Origin of the sequence: Methylococcus sp. S1M (assembly GCF_051295855.1) — a bacterium.
In the GTDB taxonomy this organism is placed as follows: domain Bacteria; phylum Pseudomonadota; class Gammaproteobacteria; order Methylococcales; family Methylococcaceae; genus Methylococcus; species Methylococcus capsulatus.
Genome location: NZ_JBPDXO010000003.1, coordinates 52,796 through 70,678, shown reverse-complemented (window position 1 = coordinate 70,678; position 17,883 = coordinate 52,796). Strand labels below are relative to the sequence as shown.

Below are 17,883 nucleotides of genomic sequence, written 5' to 3'. Positions count from 1 at the left end.
AATTCAAGGGGCGTGGCGGGACGAAGCAGCGACGGGCAAACGAATCTAGGAGTCTAGCAATGCAAACAGTGCAGAACCATACGGGGGCGGAGTCCGCGGGCCTAAACGCCGCGGTGAATGTCGACGAGATCATGCAGAAGGTCGCCGAGCACAAAGGCTGCGGCACTTCCGGCGGTTCCGGAAAAGCCAGCTGCGGTTCCGGCGCGGGCGCAAACGACCTGCCGCCGGAGATTTGGGAGAAGGTGAAGAACCACCCCTGCTACAGCGAGGAAGCCCATCACCACTACGCTCGCATGCACGTGGCGGTGGCACCGGCCTGCAACATCCAGTGCAACTACTGTAACCGCAAGTACGACTGCGCCAACGAGAGCCGGCCGGGGGTGGTGAGCGAAAAGCTGACGCCGGAGCAGGCGGCGAAGAAGGTGCTGGCGGTGGCCTCCACCATTCCGCAGATGACAGTGCTCGGTATCGCCGGTCCCGGCGATCCGCTGGCCAACCCGGAAAAGACCTTCAAGACCTTCGAACTGGTCGCCAAGCATGCGCCCGACATCAAGCTCTGCGTGTCCACCAACGGTCTGGCGCTGCCCGATCACGTGGAGCGGCTGTCCCAGTACAACATCGATCACGTGACCATCACCATCAACATGATCGATCCGGAGGTGGGCGCCAAGATCTATCCGTGGATCTACTACAAGAAAAAACGCTACACCGGCGTCGAGGCCGCCAAGATCCTCAGCGATCGCCAGTTGCAGGGCCTGGAGATGCTGACCGAGCGCGGCATCCTGTCGAAGATCAACTCGGTCATGATCCCCGGCATCAATGACGAGCATCTGGTGGAGGTCAACAAGGCGGTGAAGTCGCGGGGGGCGTTTCTGCACAACATCATGCCGCTGATCTCGGCGCCGGAGCACGGCACCGTATTCGGTCTGACCGGTCAGCGCGGCCCGACGGCGCAGGAGCTCAAGGCCTTGCAGGATAAGTGCGAAGGCGAAATGAACATGATGCGCCACTGCCGTCAGTGCCGCGCCGATGCGGTGGGTCTGTTGGGCGAGGACCGTAGCGCGGAGTTCACCACCGACAAGATCATGGCGATGGAGGTCAATTACGATCTCGACGCCCGCAAGGCCTATCAGGAGGCCGTGGAAAAGGAACGCCAAGCGGTGGTGGCAGCCAAGCAGGAAGAACTGCAAACCCTGGCCGGTGCGCATTCCGACATCAAGATGCTGATCGCCGTGGCGACCAAGGGCGGCGGCAAGGTCAACGAACACTTCGGCCATGCCAGCGAATTCCAGATCTATGAGCTGTCCACTGCGGGCGCCAAGTTCGTCGGACATCGTCGTGTGGATCTGTACTGCCAGGGCGGTTACGGCGAGGAAGATGCGCTGGGCACGGTGATCCGGGCCATCAACGACTGCCACGCAGTGTTCGTGGCCAAGATCGGCGGCTGTCCGAAGAGCGACCTCAAGGCGGCGGGTATCGATCCCGTGGACCAGTATGCCGGTCAGTTCATCGAACAGTCGGCGATCGCCTACTTCAAGGAGTATCTCGACAAGGTCGCGTCCGGCGAAATCGAGCACGTGGCCAAGGGCGATGCGGTGATCCGCCAGGGCGCTTTGATCGCGGCTTGAGACGACGGTTGAGACAGGCGGCTTCCCTCACCCCAACCGCTCTCCCCAGGGGCGAGGAGCTCAAAGCTCCCTCCTCCCTTGGGGAGGTGGGGATGCGGGTGCTCCCAGGAGTTTGAAACATGGCTTACAAGATAGTCGAAGAAAACTGCACGGGTTGTTGCGCCTGTGAACCGGAGTGTCCGAACCAGGCGATTTCGGAAACGAGCAACGGGCTGTTCGTGATCGACCCGGCCAAATGCACGGAATGCATCGGTCATTACGACGAACCGCAGTGTGTGGCGGTGTGTCCCATCGACCTCACCTGCATCATTGACGAAAACTATCCGCGATACGAAGCGGCTTAAGGGGAACATTCATGGATCTGACCATCACTCCGAGTGCGGAGAAGTTCATTCAGCGCATGGTGCGTTTCGGCGGCGCCGGACCCGACGCCGGTTTCAGGCTGGTCGTGAGTCCCGGGGGCTGTTCCGGCCTGGCATCGGAGTTCAGCATCGAAGCCGCGCCCTTGCCGGGCGACGCCGTCGTCACCGTCCAGGGGCTGAAGCTGTTCCTGCCCGCGGAGAGCCGCTTGCTGCTGCAGGGTGTGACCATGGACTTCAAGGACACTCCGCTGCAGAGCGGTCTGGTATTCATCGACCCAAAGGCGACGGGCTGCGGAAGCTGCGGCAGCGGCGTATCTGCACCGGTTCCGGGCGAGGGTTCCGCGGGAATCTCCGGCATTCCCATCAAGAGCGTCTGAGACCCGGCGGCAATGGTCATGGCCCGCAGCGCAGTCCTGGAAGCAGCGCCGATCTTGGGCGATTCGGGGGCCGAGTGCCTGGGCGAGGGTCTGCCTGCCGAAGCGGAGCGGCATCTGCGTCTGGCCGGCCAGAACTATCACCGGGACGAGGTGGCGTTGGGGCATCTCCGGGCCGCCTGGGAACACGCACCGGGGCATGCGGCGGTCTACATCGGCAAGTACCGGTTCTATTTTTACAAGAACCGGCTGGCCGAAGCCTTGGAAACCGCCAAGGAATGCCTGGTGAAGGCGGCGCTCGACAACGGCATGTCCCCCGATTGGCGGGAGGCCAGACCGGAGGATGCGGATTTCTCCAGCTTCGAGGCCGTCCTGCCGCGGTTTTTCCTGTTCACGCTCAAAGGCTATGCGTATTTGCAGATGCGCCTGGGCAACCTGGAAGAAGGCCGGGCCGCGGTCGAGAAACTGCTGGAGCTGGATCCGACGGACAAGCTCGGCGGCAGGGTGTTGATGGGCGTCCTGGAGAGGCAGGCCAATGGGGACGACGAGGAGTGAGATCGAGGAGGCGCGCGACTGGCAGGGCAATCTGCTGGATTGCAGCCGCTGCGAGCAGCGGGAAGGGCTGACCGAAGGCCGCTGTCATCTCGGCCACGCCTGCGTGCACGATCGCTACGCCCGCCGTATCGACCGGTTCTTCAGGTGGAATCCGGATCTGGCCAAATCCTACCTGGAGCATCCGTATTTCGAGACCCGGGCAGTGGCGGCCAAGCACGTGGAGCTGTTCTACCTGCCGCGGCTGGTGGCGGATCCGGACGAGACCGTCCGGCAGAGCGTGGCCCAGCGCCTGCCCGTGCGCTCGAAACCGTTCGAAATCCTCCGGCACGATCCGCACCGGGACGTCCGGGTCAGAGTGGCCGAGCGGCTGGAGCCGCGCGATTTGGCCACGATGATCGGAGATACGGATTATTTCGTGCGGCAGATCGTGGCGCGGCGCCTGCCGCCCGGTCTGCTGGTGAAGATGATCCACGACCCCGATCCGGAGGTTCGCAAAGTGGTGGCGCAGCGGATTGCGCCGGAATGGCTGCCGACGCTGGCGGCGGATACGGAGATGCCGGTCCGGCTGGCGGCGGTCAGGCGCATGGACAACAAGCAGCTGCGGCAGTTCGTCAAGGACCCGGACTGGCGCTTGCGTTACGAGGTCGCCGGCCGGCTGGAGCTCGCCGATCTGGAGCCCCTGCGCGCCGATCCGGAACCGGCGGTGCGGGAGTTGGTGGCGCAGCGGCTCAATCGACCGCGGGGCGAAGGCGTTTGGCCGGAGGCATGTTGACGATGTATCGAGAGGATAGCCATGGGTGACATCAGTCGCGACAGCGATAGCATGGAACTGAACGATCCGCCGAAGTTCAACTTCGGGGAAAAGGTCAGATCCAAGAAGGTAGTGCGCAACGACGGCACTTTCACCGGCGCGGAAATCGGCGAAGTGCTGGTCAAGAAGGGTGAGGTCGGCTACGTCAAGAGCATCAACACCTTTCTCCAGCAGTTCTACATCTACGCCGTGGACTTCCCGGACCGGGGTTATGCGGTCGGTATGAAGGGTCGGGAGCTGGAGTCGGTCGACAATCCGCCGCCCTCGAAGCAGGACGCCGAACCGAGGGGGGAAACCGCATGATCGACCAACGCGCTCCGATCTATCAGTGGGGACAGAAGGTCTCCACCGAAGTCGACATCTTCAACGACGGTACTTACCCCGATCATGAACCGGAGGCGCTGCTGGTCGCGGCCGGCACCGAGGGCGAGATCGTCCAGATCGGCCATCACGAGGAAGCCAACATTCCGGTGTATCTGGTCGAATTTCCCGGAGGCTACGTCATCGGCTGCTTCGAGGAGGAGCTGCGCTCGGAACGGAAATCGGTCCAGGTGGCGGGCCTGCTCTAGCGGGTGACGGCGAAGGGCCGGGTCATGGGGTACGGAGGCGGCGTCATGGGCAGCATTCAGGCGATAGCGAATACCCAACCCAACGAGCTGGATCTGAAACGCATCGAACGTGCCATCCAGGCCCGCAAGCGCTACCGCTATGTCACCCCCGAGGTGCATCCGACCGAGGATGGCTATCTGATCCAGAGTTCCTGCTGTTCGCGCAACATCGATCCCAACGGTGGAGTCATCGACATCGCCCGGCTGGAGTTCAAGCCGAGCCGTGGCTGCTGGTGGCTGTACCACAAGGATCACGCGATCGGACACTGGATCATGCACGGCGAGTATCGCTCGCTGCAGCAAATCCTGGCGCTGTTGAACGAAGACCCGAACAGGCGGTTCTGGCAATGAGCGAGACCTCGATCTACCTGGACAACAACGCCACGACACGGCCGGCTCCGGAGTGCGTGGCGGCGATGATGGCCTGCCTCCAGATGCATTATGGCAACCCCTCCAGCAAGCATCGTCTGGGCGAGGCCGCCAAGATGGAGGTCATCGCCGCACGGGCCAGGCTCGCCGCGCTGCTGGGCGCCTCTCCGGCGGAAATCGTTTTCACCAGCGGTGGTACCGAATCCATCCAGCAGGCCATCCGCGGTGCGCTGGCCTTGGCGGCGGACAAGCGCCGGGTGGTGACCAGCGCCGTAGAGCATCCGGCGACCTTGCTTCTGCTGGAGCATCTGGAAGCGCAGGGGCTCGAGGTGATCCGTCTGCCGGTCGACCGGCAGGGGCGGCTTGACCTCGCCATGCTGGATGCCGCGCTCACTCCCGATACCGGCTTGTTGAGCCTGATGTGGGCCAACAACGAAACCGGCGTGCTGTTTCCCGTCGCGGAAGCGGCGGCGCTGGCCGCGAGCCGGGGGGTACTGTTCCATTGTGATGCGGTCCAGGCCGTAGGCAAGCTGCCCATCGATTTGAGACTGGTGCCGCTGGATTTCCTGTCCCTGTCCGGACACAAGCTGCATGGCCCCAAAGGCATCGGCGCGCTGTTCGTGCGCAAGGGCCGCAAACTGCCGCCGCTGCTGTTGGGTCACCAAGAGCGCGGGCGCCGCGGCAGCACCGAGAATGTGGTGGGCATCGTGGGGCTGGGCGTGGCGGCGGAACTGGCGGCGGAACATTTGGCGAGCGGGATCGACGCCGTCGCCCGGCTGCGCGACCGCCTGGAAAGCCGGCTGCTCGCTGCGTTGCCGGGGGCTTCGGTGAACGGCGCCGGTGCGCCTCGGGTGGCCGGGACGTCCAGCTTCAATCTGGGGAATGTCGAAGCCGAGCTGGTGCTGGACAAGCTGGACCGCGCCGGGGTCTGCGCCTCTGCCGGAGCGGCCTGCAGCGCGGGTGGTACGGAGCCTTCCCACGTGTTGACGGCGATGGGGCTGGGGAAGGAGGGAGCATTGGCCACCCTCCGTTTTTCATTGAGCCGCTACACCACCGTGGCCGAGGTGGATGCCGTGTGCGGCCTGTTGCCGGGGATCGTGCGCAGCCTGCTGGCCGAGGCGGCGTGAACCCCGGCCGATTCCGAAACGACCGACCGATTTTTTCAACCTCTGACCCGGAGTCTTCATGAAGGTAATGATCCGTAGAAACGCCGCTGGCGAACTGTCCGCCTATGTTCCCAAGAAAGACCTGGAGGAGCCGATCGTGTCCCAGGAGAAACCGGAAATGTGGGGGGGCACGGTGACGCTGGCCAACGGCTGGCAGCTCGTACTTCCGGAGATGGCCGAAGGCACGACGTTGCCGATCACGGTCGATGCCAGGAAGCTCGCCGGGAGCGACGACTGACCATGGCGCTCACGACGGAAGCGCTCGAGCGGATTCGGAGCCAGCTTGGCACAGCGGCTACGGCGGCGGAGCAGGTTTCCGCCTTGCGCCGGGCCTTTCCCGGTCTGTCCGTCACCCGTTGCGACGCCGGCGACATCGATACGGAGACGCCGGTGCTCGAAACGACCCGGTTCAACCTGTATCTGCTCGATGCCGCCGATCATTGTGCCCGCGTGACCGCCGACCTGAGCCGCGCCACCGGCCTGATCCTGGCCGAGAAACCCAAGGGGGCCGCGCCATGAGCGTCCAGCCGAGCATACTGTTTTCCGATCCGGACATGAGCCTCGCCGAACTGGAGGCGGTCGAGGAAGTGCTGAAATCGCCGAGGCTTTCCGCCGGCTCGGTGGTTGAAGATTTCGAAGCCGCCTTCGCCGAATATCTGGGTCGGAAACATGCGGTGGCGGTGAGCAGTGCCACGATGGGGCTGCTGCTGGCGCTTCGGGCTTACGGCATCGGGCCGGGCGACGAAGTCATAGCCCCTCCTTTCGGCTTCCGCGAAACCGCCCATGCCATTACGCTGGCCGGCGCGAAGCCGGTGTTCGTGGACATCGACTACTGGACCTGCACCCTCGTGCCGGACAAGGCGGCTGCCGCCGTCACGCCCCAGACCAAGGCCATCCTGGCCAGCAACGTCAACGGCCACCCGGCGCTGTGGGCGCAGCTCCGGGCGCTGGCCGACGAATGCGGCCTGATTCTGATCGAGGATTCCAGCGAGGCCATCGGCTCGCGTTATCAGGGCAGGCTGGTCGGAAGCTTCGGTGACTGCTCGATCTTCGACTTCACCCAGCCCAGTGCCCTCACCACCGGTGAGGGTGGCATGGTGGTGACCGACGACGGGAATCTGGCGCTCCGCCTGCGCGGCCACCGCAACCGCCGCCTGGACGAGCGTAACTCGGTGGTGTTGGGCGATTCGCCGCCGTACCGGGCGGAAATGAGCGACATCAACGCGGCCCTCGGCCTGGCCCAACTGGAGCGGCTGGACGGGATACTCGAGCGGCGTAAGGACGTCGAAGCCTATTACGATGCCTTCATGCAGTCCTTCGAGGGCATCAAGCCGGCTTATCAGGCGCCGGAGGTCGACGAACTGCACTGGATGGTCTACCTGGTGCATCTGGGGACGCGCTTCACCCGTTCCAGCCGTGACGTGGTCATCCAGGACCTGGCGACGGCGGAGGTGGAATCCGTGGCTTTCTGTTCGCCCCTGCATACCCAGCGCCATTACCTCGACCTGGGTTACCGCAAGGGCCAGTTCTTCGTGACGGAAAAGCTGGCGGACCGGGCCATCGCCCTGCCGTTCCACTGCCATCTCACGGAAGACCAGATCGGCTTCATCGTCCAGACCGCCAAGGATTCATCCGTCAACGTGGGCGCCGGTGCCGCGATCTATCTGTGAGCGAAGAGACGATGTCCGGTTATCTACGTACCGGAATTCGGCGGAATGCAAAGGTCTGCGTGACCGTCCTGCCCTCCGGCAAGACGGTCGAAATCAGCAGTGGCAGCCGTCTGCTGGACGCGGTGCTGCTGACGGGCGATGCGATCGTTCCCCGCTGTGGCGGCCATGCCCGATGCGGGGAATGTCACGTGCTGGTGCGATACGGCGGACGCGGCTTGTCCAAGATCCGTCCCGACGAGCGGGAAAAGCTCGAAAACATGCGAGGTACGGAGACCCTGTCCAGGCTGTCCTGCCAGGCGGTCCTGGGCTCCCGTGAGATCACCATCGAACTGATGTTCCAGAAGAGAGGATAACTCCCATGACGACCACAGAAAAAATCGAATCCTTGATCCATGTCCGCTTCGCGCCCAATGGCACGGTCATGGAAATCGGCGAGCGCCCGCCGGGCGTCGAGGCGCAGACCTGGTTCAACTACCTAAGCCAGAACACGTCCAACTGCTACCAGGCACTGGCCGGCGGACGCGGCATGTTCCGGCTGCCGCGTCCGCAAGTGGATGCGCTCAAAGCCGCCCTTTCATCCGCGGGGTGAACCTCATGACGGCAACGATACCCACCGAGATTCAGGCCGGGCTGGCCGGCGGCCAGGTCATTCCGTACCTGGGTCCTGGCGTGCTGGATCTGGACGGCGGCAGCGCCGTACCCAGCGCTCCGGAAACCCTGGTGGAACTGATCACCGCCAAGGTGACCGTGCCCCACAAGATCCGCAGGAACCTCACCGCGGCGGGTCAATACATCGAAAACTTCAAGCATCGCAAGACCCTGGTCGGCCTGCTCAAGGAGGCTTTCGCCGCGGCGCCGGCGCCCAACAGTCTGCACCGGTATCTGGCGGGGCAGCCGTTGCCGTTGATCGTCGATGCCTGGTACGACGCCAGCATGGCGGCGGCGCTGGCCGGGCGGTCCGATTTCGGACAGGTCCAGGGGGTGAGCCGCGCCGAGCATTTCGGCGAGTGGGTGCATTATTTCCACGCCGATGGAAGTCCTGCCGCAGAGGCGGACGCTGCGAACTGGAATCTCCTGCTCTACAAGCCACTGGGCGGTATCGCCCCGGCTGCAAACTTCATCCTGTCCGACTCGGACTACGTCGAAGTGTTGACGGAAATCGACATTCAGACGCCGATCCCGGAACCCGTAAAGCAGATCCGTAGCGGTCGCCACTTCCTGTTCCTGGGCTGCCGCTTCCGTACCCAGCTGGAGCGGACCTACGCACGGCAAATCATGAAGCGCTCGTCGGATCTGCACTGGGCGGTGCTGCCGGACGAGCCGACCCGCAACGAAGAGCGTTTCCTGGCGGAGCAGCGCATCCGGCGGATCGATCTGCCGCTCGAGGACTTCGTGCGACGACTGGCGGGCGCGGCAGCCGCGCGACAGGCGGCTTGAGCCCAAGGGAATCCGCTTCGGGCCCGCCGAAGGCGTGTTCAGCTTGCCCGGATCGCGTCGTATACGCGGGCCATTTCGTCGGCGGCCACTTCGGTGACGGCGGCGGGGGCGAAAACATCCGTCCCGGACAACCACTCCCGGCAGCAATCCTCGTTGCGCAGGGCGATGCAGACGGCGTGATTGAGCTCATAGAGGCGGAATGCCAGCCCGGCGTCGCGCAGCGAGGACTGCAAGGCATTCTGGACCAGGCTGCGCACCACCCGGTGGGGTTCCGAATAGGGAATCTCGCCGGCGCGGCCGGCGGCGGCTTCGACGCAGGCGTGCACATCGTAGGAGGCGTGCCCGCGGCAGGCCAGGGGGCGGACCTGGTAGATCAGGCAGATCCCGTTCTGGATGTAGGGACAACGCAGCCGCAGCGCGACCCGCTGCGCCTCGTCCAGTCCGCGCGTCTGGGCGTCGGCGTCGGCGATGCGGGCGGGGAGGTCGATGCCGATGGACTTGAATCTGCCGTCACTCCAGCGGACGTAGCGGTCGATCATCAGCACTTCGGGCGCCGTGGCGGTGACCCGCAGCGTGCAGCAGGTCGCGCAGCCCTTGTGGCAGGCCAGCGGCGGCTGCCCTTCCGCCTGGATGTCGACGTTGCGGTCGAAGCTGTCCCAGGCCTGGAGCAGCAGGCCGTCGACGAGACCGCCGCTGCCTTGCCGTGTTTTCAGCGTTTCGGCAAAGGCCCGGTGCTGTGCCTTGAAGAAGGACAAAGGTCCGGAATCGCCGCCGTCATGGCCCGCCATTTCTGGGTCAGCTCCGCAAAAAGTTGTTGCCGTCTGCCCATGATAGCCGGACTGCCGGTTAATAACCATACTATTTGTAGTAGAATTGCGCCGAGGGCATCCGGTTCGGTTGTCCGGAGCAATTGATACACGTCGAGGAGCGAGGAGAAAAACATGGTTGGTGAGTTTTGGTATCGCGGAGAAAGATTCAGGGCCACGATTCACGGGCGTCCGGGCAAGGAAGAGCTGTTTCTGATCCACATGCTGGAAGACGACGAGGAGGGGCCGGAAATCTCGCTGGACCGTTTCGAGGATCCCGGCAACGATCCGTACCAGAGCCTGGAGGAGTGCCTGGCGATGCTGGCAGACCGGCTGATGAAGGAACAGGGGATTTCGGCCTCCAGGCCGGAGGCGGAATTCGCCTGGGTCCAGCCCAAGACCGGGGTCAACGTGCACAGCGGCGTTCAGGCCCATTGACGGGCAAGGCCCCGGACGGGCCGCTCCGTCCGGGGCTGTTTGGCCGGGGAGGCAGTCCACCTTGGCCAGTCCCTCACCGAATCGTCATTGGCCGGCCATGGCTCTGACTTAATTCGGGCTTATGGTTCCTCGCTTCGATCAACCCCCTGCGAGGAGTCCCATGATCACTGCCGCAGCGTCCCACCCGCATACCGCCTTCCGATCCGGGTGCCGAAAAAATTCCGTTCAGACGCTCGTTCCCGCCTTGGTTCTGGCCTTGGCCGGCTGTGCTTCCGTCAATGCCGAGAATTCGGTCCCGCAGATGGAACAGGGCATTCAGATCGGGGATCCGGCTCCCGGCAGGGCGGTGATTTGGAGCCGGGCGGACCGTCCCGCGCGCATGATGGTGGAATACGCTTTCAGCGCTGATTTCGCCGGTTCGAAAACCGTCCGCGGTCCCTATGCCCTGGAAGGCACCGACTATACCGCCCGCCAGGAGCTGACCGGCTTGCCGGCGGGCAGGGACGTCCATGTAAAGGTCTGGTTCGAGGATCTGACCAATGCCCGCAGCCGGAGTGAGCCTGTGACGGGGCATTTCGACACCATCGGCAGGCGTGACGACATCCGTTTCGTATGGGCCGGCGACACTGCCGGTCAGGGCTGGGGCATCAACCCCGCTTTCGGCGGGATGAAGATCTACGAAACCATGCGCCGGGTGAAGCCCCGGTTCTTCATCCATAGCGGGGACACCGTCTAGCGTTCTCCCGTCACTCCGGACTGGGTCACGGAACCCGCACCGCGGCGATCAGGCCCGGTTTCGAGGGTAGGGCGTCTCGGTCGTGATCCGCGGATCATCCAACGGGCGGCCTACGGTAAAGTGATACAGCGACTGGAACGCCTTCCCGGACAGCCCCAGCAGTTCGTGGAAGGCGTCGTCGAAGTAGCAGCCGATGCCCGTGCCGCGCAGACCACGGGCTTCGGCTTCCAGATAGAGCGCCTGGCCCAGGAGTCCCGCTTCCCAGTGAAGCTGGCGATAACGCCAGGGCGCGGCGTTCAGGATCCCTTCAAACTCCGCCAGCATCCCCAGGGCGAAGGCGCTGTCGGCGGCGATGGCCTGGTGGCAGCAGACGGTGCGGGCCAAGGGGCCGCAACCGCCTTCCGCCAGCAGGAACAGCGGCAGGTGCCTCGGACAGTCCGAGGGTCGGGTCCAGGCGAAATCCGGCCGCAAGGCCGCGCGCAGCTTCGTTTCCGCGTCCCGGCTGCGCGGCAGGGCGTACAGCCCCGGAGCCAGTCCCGTGACCCGGTGGACGAACAGGACCGGGTGCAGGGCCGGTGTCAGGTTCCAGACGTCCCAGGGAGCGCAAGGTCGGGCCAGCAGCGCGTCCAGCAGGGCATAGAAATCGTTCCTCACCAGTTCGAACCGCCGGTCGAAGCGCTGGGCGCTGCGGCGCTGACGGATCACTGCGGTGGCGGCAACGGCCGGCAGATCGGCGCGAGGCGGATAATCCGTCTCGGGCGGGGAGGGAGTTGCTTGAACAGAACCCCGGCTGGCATCGGCCACCTCGTCGATGACGGGCCAGTGGTACATGGGGTGCGGGTCGAGGACGTTCGCCTTGCCGGCCCACTTCAGATTGCCGAACACAGGTGGAGGCAGCGGCGGGGCGGGTTCGATGACGACCTCGAGCAGGAGTTCGGCTTCTTCGCCTTCGGCGCCGGCAAACTCGGCCGCGCGGTCGAGCCCCAGCAGGCGGGCGGTGACGCCGGCATCCGCCATCTCCACCCGGCGCAGGCCCCATCCCAGGGCGGCGGCGGCGTAGCGCAGGGCGCCGATGGCGTGACCGGTGTCGAGCTGGCAGTAACGAAAAGCCCGTTCGCCGTATTTCCATGCCTCCCGCCAATGGATGGAGCTGAGGCCGATCAACAGCCGGGAGGGACCGTCAGCGGTGTCGGGCGTCGCCCGGGCCCGGCATTCGAGCGCATGGTCGCGGCTGAGGTAATGGTAGATGCCGTCGTCCAGCCCGTCGAGGTTCTGGCAGACTACGTAGCCTTCGGTGGGGTGGAGGTTGCCGCTGGAAGGATTGCAGCGCAGCGACCAGCGGTCCGGGCCGTATTCCTTCCAGGCCGACAAGGCCAGGGACAGTTCGAGCAGCAGGCCGACCGAATCCAGCGTCAAAGCGCGGGGCGGGACGGCGCCGGGCCGGTGCAGATCCGGATACGAGGTATCGAGACGATCCGCCAGCAGGGGAAGCCGGATTCGGTCGGTGCCTTCGAAAGTCCGGAATGGATCGGGCTGCGCGCTCCAGTCCAGGGTCTCGGGTCCTGCCGCGTAGCGTTCGAGCCGGTGTTTGGTGCGTTCGTGATAAGCGAATATGCGCCGCGAATCGCCGTCGTTCATCGGCCGATGGAATCCTCGAGAGCCGGGCAGGGATGAGGCCGGCGGCAGCTTTCCGGATCGGCGTCGGCCGTTTGCCGGCTGCTGCCGAGCCCGATCCAGGCCCGGATCGTTTCCGGATCGAAGCCGACCTCCCGCCGTTCCCCGACCCGTATGAGCGGACGACGGATCAGCAGGGGGTCCGCCAGCATCGAGGCGATCGCCTCCTCCGCGTCCAGGGATTCCGGGACGATTTCCCCTGCCTTGACGCGAGGGGCCGCTCGGTTGAACCACTCGGCCACGGGGCGGTCGCCGAAAAACAGCCGCAGTTCGCCGGCGCGCCAAGGCGTCGCCAGGAGGTCGTGGACGATCAATTCGTGCCCGGCCTCGCGGAGCATCTGCTTCTGGCGCGCGTTGTTGGCACAGCCGGGTTTTTCGTAGAAGTGGACCCGAGCCATGGCGGTGTCAGCTCGCCCATGCCTGATGGGGTCGGTAATCGCCGGGGGCGATGGCCTCGGCTTGGCCGATCGCGCCGCATTTGAGGCAGTGTTCCAGTACGTTGAAGGCCTGGTCCGAACACAGATCGTCGCGCGATTGCTTGCAGCCGGTGGCGCCGCAGGTCTTGCAGGTATACAGGGTGCCATTGCAGGGCTCGCCGCTGCTTTTGCGCGTGCCTTGACACAATTTCAGAGCCGATTTGATCACCTGGTAGGTCATGGTTACTCCTTAGTCAGTGTGGTCTATGCGTGAAACTCGTGCCAGCTTTCATCTAGCTCAAATAATTGGCGGAAACGCCGTCGGTATCGATCAGGACTTCACCGTTTTCGATTTTCAGCGGATATTCGGCCAGCGTGCAGCGCTTGCCCTTGATGCAGCCACCATCGCTGTCGAACTCCCAATCGTGGTGCGCACAGGTCAAGGTCCTGCCGTCGAAACGGGCATCCGCCAGCGGCTCCCGGGCATGGGGGCACATCCCCTGGAAGGCGCGGGGCCGCCCGCCGCTTGGCCATACCACCAGCATCAGGGTGCGGTTGACCGCCACGACCTCGTATTTGCCTTCTCTTGGTTCGCTTTCGTCACAGACCTTGGTGAACATGGCTGATCCTGCCGGTTGAGCGGGACGCCGTCGGCGGCGTCCCTTGTCGAAGGTTCAGACCGGGCGGTTGTCCGGGATTCGGATCGGGCCCATGATCTTCAGGCCCTCCTCGAAACTGATCACGTCGAACTTCTCGTCGAAGTTTGCCGCGGCCTCCGCGACGGCGACCAGCTTGCCGGCGGTGTCGAGCTTCTTGAGGTCGTTCTTTTCGATGCGGAACAGTTCCAGCAGTTCGTTGTACACGGTCGCCTCATCCAGCGGCAGCACCCAGAAGGTGGCGCCGCGATGCGTGATCTGGTAGCGCCTGGAAATGTCCAGGTTGCCGGCGAAGAAAAAATACTTGCCGGCAGGCGATAGCTTGTCTCCCAGGACGTCCATGAGCAGATCGAGATGCTCCAGCGACAGCGCCACGCCAGCCAGGAAGGGAAGGGTGGGTTCGCCGGCTTTCGCCACGGTCATCACTTGATCGAACTTGATTTCGGGCGGGCGAGCCTCGTCGCTCACTTGCTGGGCGAACTTCAGGGCGATCATTCCGCGGAAGCCGAAGACCCCCGGCTGGGCAGTGGCACCTTTGAAGACTGGGCTCAACAGCCGTTTTTCGTTTTCCAGGGACGCGAGGGGAGTTTCGCTAATGTTGGTCATGACGCTCCTTAAAAGTTGGTTTTCGGTGAAATAGACGGTATTGCGTTGAAACGAGGCGTGGGACGGGCTGAACCGCCCGGTTTTCGGCCGATGCACTCAGGTGACGACGACCGGGACGGCGAGCCTGACCTTGCGGCCCAGTTGCATGTCCACCTTCTGGCGAGCTTTTTCGATCGTGAGGGGTTTCGTCAGCAAGGAGTTCGCTCCCTGTTTGAGACATTCCTGCGCCAGGGGATCGGTGGCGGCGTCGGCCACCACGATGATCCGGATGTCTTCCAGGCGCGCGCGGATTTCTGCCAGGACGTCGATGCCCCGGCTCCTGACCACGCCCAGCCCTAGCAGCAGTACCGCCGGTTTCCAGTCCAGCGCCTTGGCATAGGCGGCCTCGAGGCTGCCCAGTTCGTGGGTTTCGATTTCGTCGTGCAGCATGAACTGCAGGGCGGCACGGGTGATTTCGTCGTCGTCGACGACGAAGACCCGCCTGTCGTCCACCGCTCTTTCGGTATCGACGCCTATCTGCATGGGCTTCTCCTGATCGTTTGGGTTTTTCCGTCCGGTCGAACCGGCTGCGCCTTCCCTTGGCCTCCGGGGGCGCCACTCGAACCGTCGGCGCCCCAACCATGGAGACCTTCATCCCGAATCTTGCAATCCATGTGCCGTTCTCCGGCCGGTTTCCGGCAGGGTGGGCATTTCAAGGGCTTGGGCCGGATGACGGGCGATCTGAGAGAAGGAAGCTTGTGCCGTTCCCTACAAACAGTGAGGTTTTGTTGCGTTGTGAACATCCCCGAAACTCCTCCGGGTGTCCGTCCATGGGGGGACGTTTACAGGAATTTCATGTCGTTAGCGGGGCGTAAAGAAGGGTGGCACACCGGTTGCTTGGGAGCCAAGCGTGCAGCGTTCACTGCCGTGAAAGTGGCGGCGACAAGAAGAAGAAAAAGAAAGCGCCTTCCTCGTGCGGCGGGTCGGAGGTTCCAACATCGGCAGAACGCTGCTGGCCATGAAGCATCGATCATCCTGATTAATTCGGAGAAACACCATGTCAAGTCTGAGACAAATTGCGTTCTACGGCAAAGGCGGCATCGGCAAGTCCACCACCTCCCAGAACACCCTGGCCGCTCTGGCCGAAATGGGCCAGAAGATCCTGATCGTCGGCTGCGACCCCAAGGCCGACTCCACCCGTCTGATCCTGCACGCCAAGGCCCAGGACACCATCCTGTCCCTGGCCGCCGACGCCGGCAGCGTCGAGGACCTGGAGCTGGAAGACGTGATGAAGGTCGGCTTCCGCGACATCCGTTGCGTGGAATCCGGCGGTCCGGAACCGGGCGTGGGTTGCGCCGGCCGCGGCGTGATCACCTCGATCAACTTCCTGGAAGAAGAAGGCGCCTATGACGGCATCGACTACGTCTCCTACGACGTGCTCGGCGACGTGGTGTGCGGCGGCTTCGCCATGCCCATCCGCGAGAACAAGGCGCAGGAGATCTACATCGTCATGTCCGGCGAAATGATGGCCATGTATGCGGCCAACAACATCTCCAAGGGCATTCTGAAATACGCCAACTCCGGCGGCGTGCGTCTGGGCGGCCTGATCTGCAACGAGCGCAAGACCGACAAGGAGCTGGAACTGGCCGAATCGCTGGCCAAGAAGCTGGGCACCCAGCTGATCTACTTCGTGCCGCGCGACAACATCGTGCAGCACGCCGAGCTGCGCCGCATGACCGTGATCGAATACGCCCCGGATTCGGTGCAGGCCGGTCACTATCGCAACCTGGCGCAGAAGATCCACGCCAACTCCGGCAACGGCATCATCCCGACCCCGATCACCATGGACGAGCTGGAAGACCTGCTGATGGAGCATGGCGTGATGGCCCAGGTCGACGAGTCGCAGGTCGGCAAGACCGCGGCCGAGCTGGCGGCGTAAGGAGATCGGCGGCACGGCGGCGTGTGGTCGTTCCGGCCGCGCGCCGCTTCTGGGCCATCTGCCGGTCGTTTTTCACAACTCAATCAGGAGCTTTAGCAATGAGCCTCACAGTTGAGCAAGTCAAACAGAGAAACAAGGACCTCATCAAAGAGGTGCTTGAGGTTTATCCCGACAAGACGGCCAAGCGCCGCGCCAAGCACCTTGGCACCTTCGAAGAAGGCAAGCCCGACTGCGGGGTCAAATCCAACATCAAGTCGATCCCCGGTGTCATGACCATCCGCGGCTGCGCCTACGCCGGTTCCAAGGGCGTGGTCTGGGGCCCGATCAAGGACATGATCCACATCAGCCACGGTCCGGTCGGCTGCGGCCAGTATTCCTGGGCGTCGCGCCGCAACTACTACATCGGCACCACCGGCATCGACACCTTCGTCACCATGCAGTTCACCTCCGACTTCCAGGAGAAGGACATCGTCTTCGGTGGCGACAAGAAGCTGGAGAAGATCATCGACGAAATCGAGGAACTGTTCCCGCTGAACCACGGCATCACCGTTCAGTCGGAATGCCCGATCGGCCTCATCGGCGACGACATCGAAGCGGTTTCCAAGAAGAAATCCAAGGAATACAGCGGCAAGACCATCGTTCCCGTCCGTTGCGAAGGTTTCCGCGGCGTGTCTCAGTCTCTGGGCCATCACATCGCCAACGACGCGGTGCGCGACTGGGTGTTCGACAAGGCCGGCGACAAGCACCCCGAGTTCCAGTCCACGCCGTACGACGTCGCCATCATCGGCGACTACAACATCGGCGGCGATGCCTGGTCTTCCCGCATCCTGCTGGAAGAAATGGGGCTGCGCGTGATCGCCCAGTGGTCCGGTGACGGCACCCTGGCCGAGCTGGAAAACACGCCGAAGGCCAAGCTGAACGTGCTGCACTGCTACCGTTCGATGAACTACATCTCCCGCCACCTGGAAGAGAAGTACGGCGTGCCCTGGGTCGAGTACAACTTCTTCGGTCCCACCAAGATCGCCGAGTCGCTGCGCAAGATCGCCAGCTTCTTCGACGACAAGATCAAGGAAGGTGCGGAGCGCGTCATCGCCAAGTACCAGCCGCTGATGGATGCGGTGATCGCGAAGTACCGTCCGCGTCTGGAAGGCAAGAAGGTCATGCTGTTCGTCGGTGGCCTGCGTCCGCGTCACGTGATCGGCGCCTACGAGGACTTGGGGATGGAGATCGTCGGTACCGGCTACGAGTTCGGCCACAACGACGACTACCAGCGCACCACGCACTACGTCAAGGACGGCACGCTGATCTATGACGACGTGACGGGCTATGAGTTCGAGAAGTTCGTCGAAGCCATCCAGCCCGACCTGGTCGGCTCCGGCATCAAGGAAAAGTACGTCTTCCAGAAGATGGGCGTGCCGTTCCGGCAGATGCACTCCTGGGACTATTCCGGTCCGTACCACGGTTATGACGGCTTCGCCATTTTCGCCAGGGACATGGACATGGCCATCAACAACCCGGTCTGGGGGATGACCAAGGCCCCGTGGAAGAGCGCGGCTTAAGCCATAGCCGGAAGAGAAGGTCAGTAGGGTGCGCCTGGCGCACTACACATAGCAAAGCGGTGCGCCTCTCCTGGTGCATCCTACAACCGAGATT

26 protein-coding genes are annotated in these 17,883 nt (G+C 63.7%); 19 read left to right on the top strand and 7 right to left on the bottom strand.

Going from position 1 to position 17,883, the window contains the following annotated elements; genetic code table 11:
- Positions 1 to 59: 59 nt before the first annotated feature.
- The 15 genes from nifB to ACSHWJ_RS06735 all read left to right on the top strand — a co-directional run bounded on the left by nifB (position 60) and on the right by ACSHWJ_RS06735 (position 8,980).
- The gene (gene nifB, locus ACSHWJ_RS06805; RefSeq protein WP_010959571.1) at positions 60 to 1,628 is read left to right on the top strand and encodes a nitrogenase cofactor biosynthesis protein NifB; all 1,569 of its coding nucleotides are present in this window, start codon (positions 60 to 62) and stop codon (positions 1,626 to 1,628) included.
- Positions 1,629 to 1,747: 119 nt separating this feature from the next.
- A complete protein-coding gene (locus ACSHWJ_RS06800) occupies positions 1,748 to 1,972 on the top strand; it encodes a 4Fe-4S binding protein (protein WP_010959572.1) in 225 nt (74 codons plus the stop codon).
- A gap of 11 nt (positions 1,973 to 1,983) precedes the next feature.
- Positions 1,984 to 2,367 carry a HesB/IscA family protein gene (locus ACSHWJ_RS06795; protein WP_432539525.1) on the top strand — a complete coding sequence of 128 codons (384 nt, stop codon included), beginning with the start codon at positions 1,984 to 1,986 and terminating at the stop codon, positions 2,365 to 2,367.
- Positions 2,368 to 2,385: 18 nt separating this feature from the next.
- Positions 2,386 to 2,919, top strand: coding sequence for a hypothetical protein (locus tag ACSHWJ_RS06790; RefSeq protein ID WP_154656682.1), 534 nt, complete (start codon positions 2,386 to 2,388; stop codon positions 2,917 to 2,919).
- Entirely contained in the window at positions 2,900 to 3,691 is a 792-nt protein-coding gene (locus ACSHWJ_RS06785) for a 4Fe4S-binding leucine-rich repeat protein (protein WP_010959575.1), read from the top strand. The genes ACSHWJ_RS06790 and ACSHWJ_RS06785 overlap by 20 nt, the downstream gene beginning before the upstream one ends.
- Before the next feature lie 21 nt (positions 3,692 to 3,712).
- Positions 3,713 to 4,033 carry a nitrogen fixation protein NifZ gene (locus ACSHWJ_RS06780; RefSeq protein WP_010959576.1) on the top strand — a complete coding sequence of 107 codons (321 nt, stop codon included), beginning with the start codon at positions 3,713 to 3,715 and terminating at the stop codon, positions 4,031 to 4,033.
- The gene (locus ACSHWJ_RS06775) at positions 4,030 to 4,299 is read left to right on the top strand and encodes a nitrogen fixation protein NifZ (RefSeq protein WP_432539524.1); all 270 of its coding nucleotides are present in this window, start codon (positions 4,030 to 4,032) and stop codon (positions 4,297 to 4,299) included. The genes ACSHWJ_RS06780 and ACSHWJ_RS06775 overlap by 4 nt, the downstream gene beginning before the upstream one ends.
- A 45-nt stretch (positions 4,300 to 4,344) precedes the next feature.
- Positions 4,345 to 4,689 (top strand): DUF3024 domain-containing protein, encoded by a 345-nt coding sequence (locus tag ACSHWJ_RS06770; RefSeq protein WP_010959578.1) that lies wholly within the window; start codon positions 4,345 to 4,347, stop codon positions 4,687 to 4,689.
- On the top strand, positions 4,686 to 5,834 hold the full coding sequence (locus tag ACSHWJ_RS06765) for a cysteine desulfurase family protein (protein WP_432539523.1): 1,149 nt from the start codon (positions 4,686 to 4,688) through the stop codon (positions 5,832 to 5,834). The genes ACSHWJ_RS06770 and ACSHWJ_RS06765 overlap by 4 nt, the downstream gene beginning before the upstream one ends.
- 58 nt (positions 5,835 to 5,892) lie before the next feature.
- On the top strand, positions 5,893 to 6,111 hold the full coding sequence (gene nifT, locus ACSHWJ_RS06760; protein WP_010959580.1) for a putative nitrogen fixation protein NifT: 219 nt from the start codon (positions 5,893 to 5,895) through the stop codon (positions 6,109 to 6,111).
- 2 nt (positions 6,112 to 6,113) lie between these two features.
- A complete protein-coding gene (locus ACSHWJ_RS06755; protein WP_010959581.1) occupies positions 6,114 to 6,392 on the top strand; it encodes a hypothetical protein in 279 nt (92 codons plus the stop codon).
- Entirely contained in the window at positions 6,389 to 7,543 is a 1,155-nt protein-coding gene (locus tag ACSHWJ_RS06750; RefSeq protein WP_432539522.1) for a DegT/DnrJ/EryC1/StrS family aminotransferase, read from the top strand. The genes ACSHWJ_RS06755 and ACSHWJ_RS06750 overlap by 4 nt, the downstream gene beginning before the upstream one ends.
- On the top strand, positions 7,540 to 7,896 hold the full coding sequence (locus tag ACSHWJ_RS06745) for a 2Fe-2S iron-sulfur cluster-binding protein (RefSeq protein ID WP_228370244.1): 357 nt from the start codon (positions 7,540 to 7,542) through the stop codon (positions 7,894 to 7,896). Before ACSHWJ_RS06750 ends, ACSHWJ_RS06745 begins: the two co-directional genes overlap by 4 nt.
- A 5-nt stretch (positions 7,897 to 7,901) precedes the next feature.
- Positions 7,902 to 8,132: a hypothetical protein gene (locus tag ACSHWJ_RS06740; RefSeq protein ID WP_218800798.1), complete on the top strand. Its 231-nt coding sequence runs from the start codon at positions 7,902 to 7,904 to the stop codon at positions 8,130 to 8,132.
- A 5-nt stretch (positions 8,133 to 8,137) separates the two neighbouring features.
- Positions 8,138 to 8,980: an SIR2 family NAD-dependent protein deacylase gene (locus ACSHWJ_RS06735; RefSeq protein ID WP_282213623.1), complete on the top strand. Its 843-nt coding sequence runs from the start codon at positions 8,138 to 8,140 to the stop codon at positions 8,978 to 8,980.
- A gap of 38 nt (positions 8,981 to 9,018) precedes the next feature.
- Here the strand turns inward: ACSHWJ_RS06735 and ACSHWJ_RS06730 are convergent, their stop codons facing one another.
- Positions 9,019 to 9,768 (bottom strand): YkgJ family cysteine cluster protein, encoded by a 750-nt coding sequence (locus tag ACSHWJ_RS06730; protein WP_041360574.1) that lies wholly within the window; start codon positions 9,766 to 9,768, stop codon positions 9,019 to 9,021.
- A gap of 153 nt (positions 9,769 to 9,921) precedes the next feature.
- Between ACSHWJ_RS06730 and ACSHWJ_RS06725 the strand changes: the two genes are divergently transcribed.
- Both ACSHWJ_RS06725 and ACSHWJ_RS06720 read left to right on the top strand, forming a co-directional pair.
- Positions 9,922 to 10,224, top strand: a complete 303-nt coding sequence (locus tag ACSHWJ_RS06725; RefSeq protein WP_282213622.1) for a hypothetical protein — start codon at positions 9,922 to 9,924, stop codon at positions 10,222 to 10,224.
- Between the two features lie 244 nt (positions 10,225 to 10,468).
- Positions 10,469 to 10,960, top strand: coding sequence for a PhoD-like phosphatase N-terminal domain-containing protein (locus ACSHWJ_RS06720; RefSeq protein ID WP_282213621.1), 492 nt, complete (start codon positions 10,469 to 10,471; stop codon positions 10,958 to 10,960).
- A 48-nt stretch (positions 10,961 to 11,008) separates the two neighbouring features.
- On the opposite strand, the gene ACSHWJ_RS06715 is transcribed toward ACSHWJ_RS06720, so the two are convergent.
- From ACSHWJ_RS06715 to ACSHWJ_RS06690, 6 genes are all read right to left on the bottom strand, one after another.
- Positions 11,009 to 12,598 (bottom strand): SagB/ThcOx family dehydrogenase, encoded by a 1,590-nt coding sequence (locus ACSHWJ_RS06715; protein ID WP_432539521.1) that lies wholly within the window; start codon positions 12,596 to 12,598, stop codon positions 11,009 to 11,011.
- A complete protein-coding gene (locus ACSHWJ_RS06710; RefSeq protein ID WP_432539520.1) occupies positions 12,595 to 13,032 on the bottom strand; it encodes an ArsC/Spx/MgsR family protein in 438 nt (145 codons plus the stop codon). Before ACSHWJ_RS06710 ends, ACSHWJ_RS06715 begins: the two co-directional genes overlap by 4 nt.
- Positions 13,033 to 13,039: 7 nt before the next feature.
- Positions 13,040 to 13,291 carry a hypothetical protein gene (locus tag ACSHWJ_RS06705; RefSeq protein ID WP_010959591.1) on the bottom strand — a complete coding sequence of 84 codons (252 nt, stop codon included), beginning with the start codon at positions 13,289 to 13,291 and terminating at the stop codon, positions 13,040 to 13,042.
- Positions 13,292 to 13,343: 52 nt separating this feature from the next.
- Positions 13,344 to 13,670 (bottom strand): Rieske 2Fe-2S domain-containing protein, encoded by a 327-nt coding sequence (locus ACSHWJ_RS06700; protein ID WP_282213618.1) that lies wholly within the window; start codon positions 13,668 to 13,670, stop codon positions 13,344 to 13,346.
- A 54-nt stretch (positions 13,671 to 13,724) separates the two neighbouring features.
- Complete coding sequence (locus ACSHWJ_RS06695) at positions 13,725 to 14,312, bottom strand: hypothetical protein (RefSeq protein WP_282213617.1); 588 nt, start codon at positions 14,310 to 14,312, stop codon at positions 13,725 to 13,727.
- A 96-nt stretch (positions 14,313 to 14,408) separates the two neighbouring features.
- Positions 14,409 to 14,834 carry a response regulator gene (locus tag ACSHWJ_RS06690; protein WP_010959593.1) on the bottom strand — a complete coding sequence of 142 codons (426 nt, stop codon included), beginning with the start codon at positions 14,832 to 14,834 and terminating at the stop codon, positions 14,409 to 14,411.
- Positions 14,835 to 15,348: 514 nt separating this feature from the next.
- On the opposite strand from ACSHWJ_RS06690, the gene nifH reads away from it, so the two are divergent.
- Together nifH and nifD are read left to right on the top strand one after the other, a co-directional pair.
- Positions 15,349 to 16,230 (top strand): nitrogenase iron protein, encoded by an 882-nt coding sequence (gene nifH, locus ACSHWJ_RS06685; RefSeq protein WP_010959594.1) that lies wholly within the window; start codon positions 15,349 to 15,351, stop codon positions 16,228 to 16,230.
- Positions 16,231 to 16,328: 98 nt separating this feature from the next.
- Positions 16,329 to 17,789, top strand: coding sequence for a nitrogenase molybdenum-iron protein alpha chain (gene nifD / locus ACSHWJ_RS06680; RefSeq protein WP_010959595.1), 1,461 nt, complete (start codon positions 16,329 to 16,331; stop codon positions 17,787 to 17,789).
- The last annotated feature ends 94 nt before the right edge of the window (positions 17,790 to 17,883 follow it).

What these genes read in the sequence shown, in the direction of transcription:
- nifB (WP_010959571.1), top strand. Translation starts at nt 60, where the DNA reads ATGCAAACAGTGCAGAACCATACGGGGGCGGAGTCCGCGGGCCTAAAC.
- ACSHWJ_RS06800 (WP_010959572.1), top strand. Translation starts at nt 1,748, where the DNA reads ATGGCTTACAAGATAGTCGAAGAAAACTGCACGGGTTGTTGCGCCTGT.
- ACSHWJ_RS06795 (WP_432539525.1), top strand. Translation starts at nt 1,984, where the DNA reads ATGGATCTGACCATCACTCCGAGTGCGGAGAAGTTCATTCAGCGCATG.
- ACSHWJ_RS06790 (WP_154656682.1), top strand. Translation starts at nt 2,386, where the DNA reads ATGGCCCGCAGCGCAGTCCTGGAAGCAGCGCCGATCTTGGGCGATTCG.
- ACSHWJ_RS06785 (WP_010959575.1), top strand. Translation starts at nt 2,900, where the DNA reads ATGGGGACGACGAGGAGTGAGATCGAGGAGGCGCGCGACTGGCAGGGC.
- ACSHWJ_RS06780 (WP_010959576.1), top strand. Translation starts at nt 3,713, where the DNA reads ATGGGTGACATCAGTCGCGACAGCGATAGCATGGAACTGAACGATCCG.
- ACSHWJ_RS06775 (WP_432539524.1), top strand. Translation starts at nt 4,030, where the DNA reads ATGATCGACCAACGCGCTCCGATCTATCAGTGGGGACAGAAGGTCTCC.
- ACSHWJ_RS06770 (WP_010959578.1), top strand. Translation starts at nt 4,345, where the DNA reads ATGGGCAGCATTCAGGCGATAGCGAATACCCAACCCAACGAGCTGGAT.
- ACSHWJ_RS06765 (WP_432539523.1), top strand. Translation starts at nt 4,686, where the DNA reads ATGAGCGAGACCTCGATCTACCTGGACAACAACGCCACGACACGGCCG.
- nifT (WP_010959580.1), top strand. Translation starts at nt 5,893, where the DNA reads ATGAAGGTAATGATCCGTAGAAACGCCGCTGGCGAACTGTCCGCCTAT.
- ACSHWJ_RS06755 (WP_010959581.1), top strand. Translation starts at nt 6,114, where the DNA reads ATGGCGCTCACGACGGAAGCGCTCGAGCGGATTCGGAGCCAGCTTGGC.
- ACSHWJ_RS06750 (WP_432539522.1), top strand. Translation starts at nt 6,389, where the DNA reads ATGAGCGTCCAGCCGAGCATACTGTTTTCCGATCCGGACATGAGCCTC.
- ACSHWJ_RS06740 (WP_218800798.1), top strand. Translation starts at nt 7,902, where the DNA reads ATGACGACCACAGAAAAAATCGAATCCTTGATCCATGTCCGCTTCGCG.
- ACSHWJ_RS06735 (WP_282213623.1), top strand. Translation starts at nt 8,138, where the DNA reads ATGACGGCAACGATACCCACCGAGATTCAGGCCGGGCTGGCCGGCGGC.
- ACSHWJ_RS06730 (WP_041360574.1), bottom strand. Translation starts at nt 9,768, where the DNA reads ATGGCGGGCCATGACGGCGGCGATTCCGGACCTTTGTCCTTCTTCAAG.
- ACSHWJ_RS06725 (WP_282213622.1), top strand. Translation starts at nt 9,922, where the DNA reads ATGGTTGGTGAGTTTTGGTATCGCGGAGAAAGATTCAGGGCCACGATT.
- ACSHWJ_RS06715 (WP_432539521.1), bottom strand. Translation starts at nt 12,598, where the DNA reads ATGAACGACGGCGATTCGCGGCGCATATTCGCTTATCACGAACGCACC.
- ACSHWJ_RS06710 (WP_432539520.1), bottom strand. Translation starts at nt 13,032, where the DNA reads ATGGCTCGGGTCCACTTCTACGAAAAACCCGGCTGTGCCAACAACGCG.
- ACSHWJ_RS06705 (WP_010959591.1), bottom strand. Translation starts at nt 13,291, where the DNA reads ATGACCTACCAGGTGATCAAATCGGCTCTGAAATTGTGTCAAGGCACG.
- ACSHWJ_RS06700 (WP_282213618.1), bottom strand. Translation starts at nt 13,670, where the DNA reads ATGTTCACCAAGGTCTGTGACGAAAGCGAACCAAGAGAAGGCAAATAC.
- ACSHWJ_RS06695 (WP_282213617.1), bottom strand. Translation starts at nt 14,312, where the DNA reads ATGACCAACATTAGCGAAACTCCCCTCGCGTCCCTGGAAAACGAAAAA.
- ACSHWJ_RS06690 (WP_010959593.1), bottom strand. Translation starts at nt 14,834, where the DNA reads ATGCAGATAGGCGTCGATACCGAAAGAGCGGTGGACGACAGGCGGGTC.
- nifH (WP_010959594.1), top strand. Translation starts at nt 15,349, where the DNA reads ATGTCAAGTCTGAGACAAATTGCGTTCTACGGCAAAGGCGGCATCGGC.
- nifD (WP_010959595.1), top strand. Translation starts at nt 16,329, where the DNA reads ATGAGCCTCACAGTTGAGCAAGTCAAACAGAGAAACAAGGACCTCATC.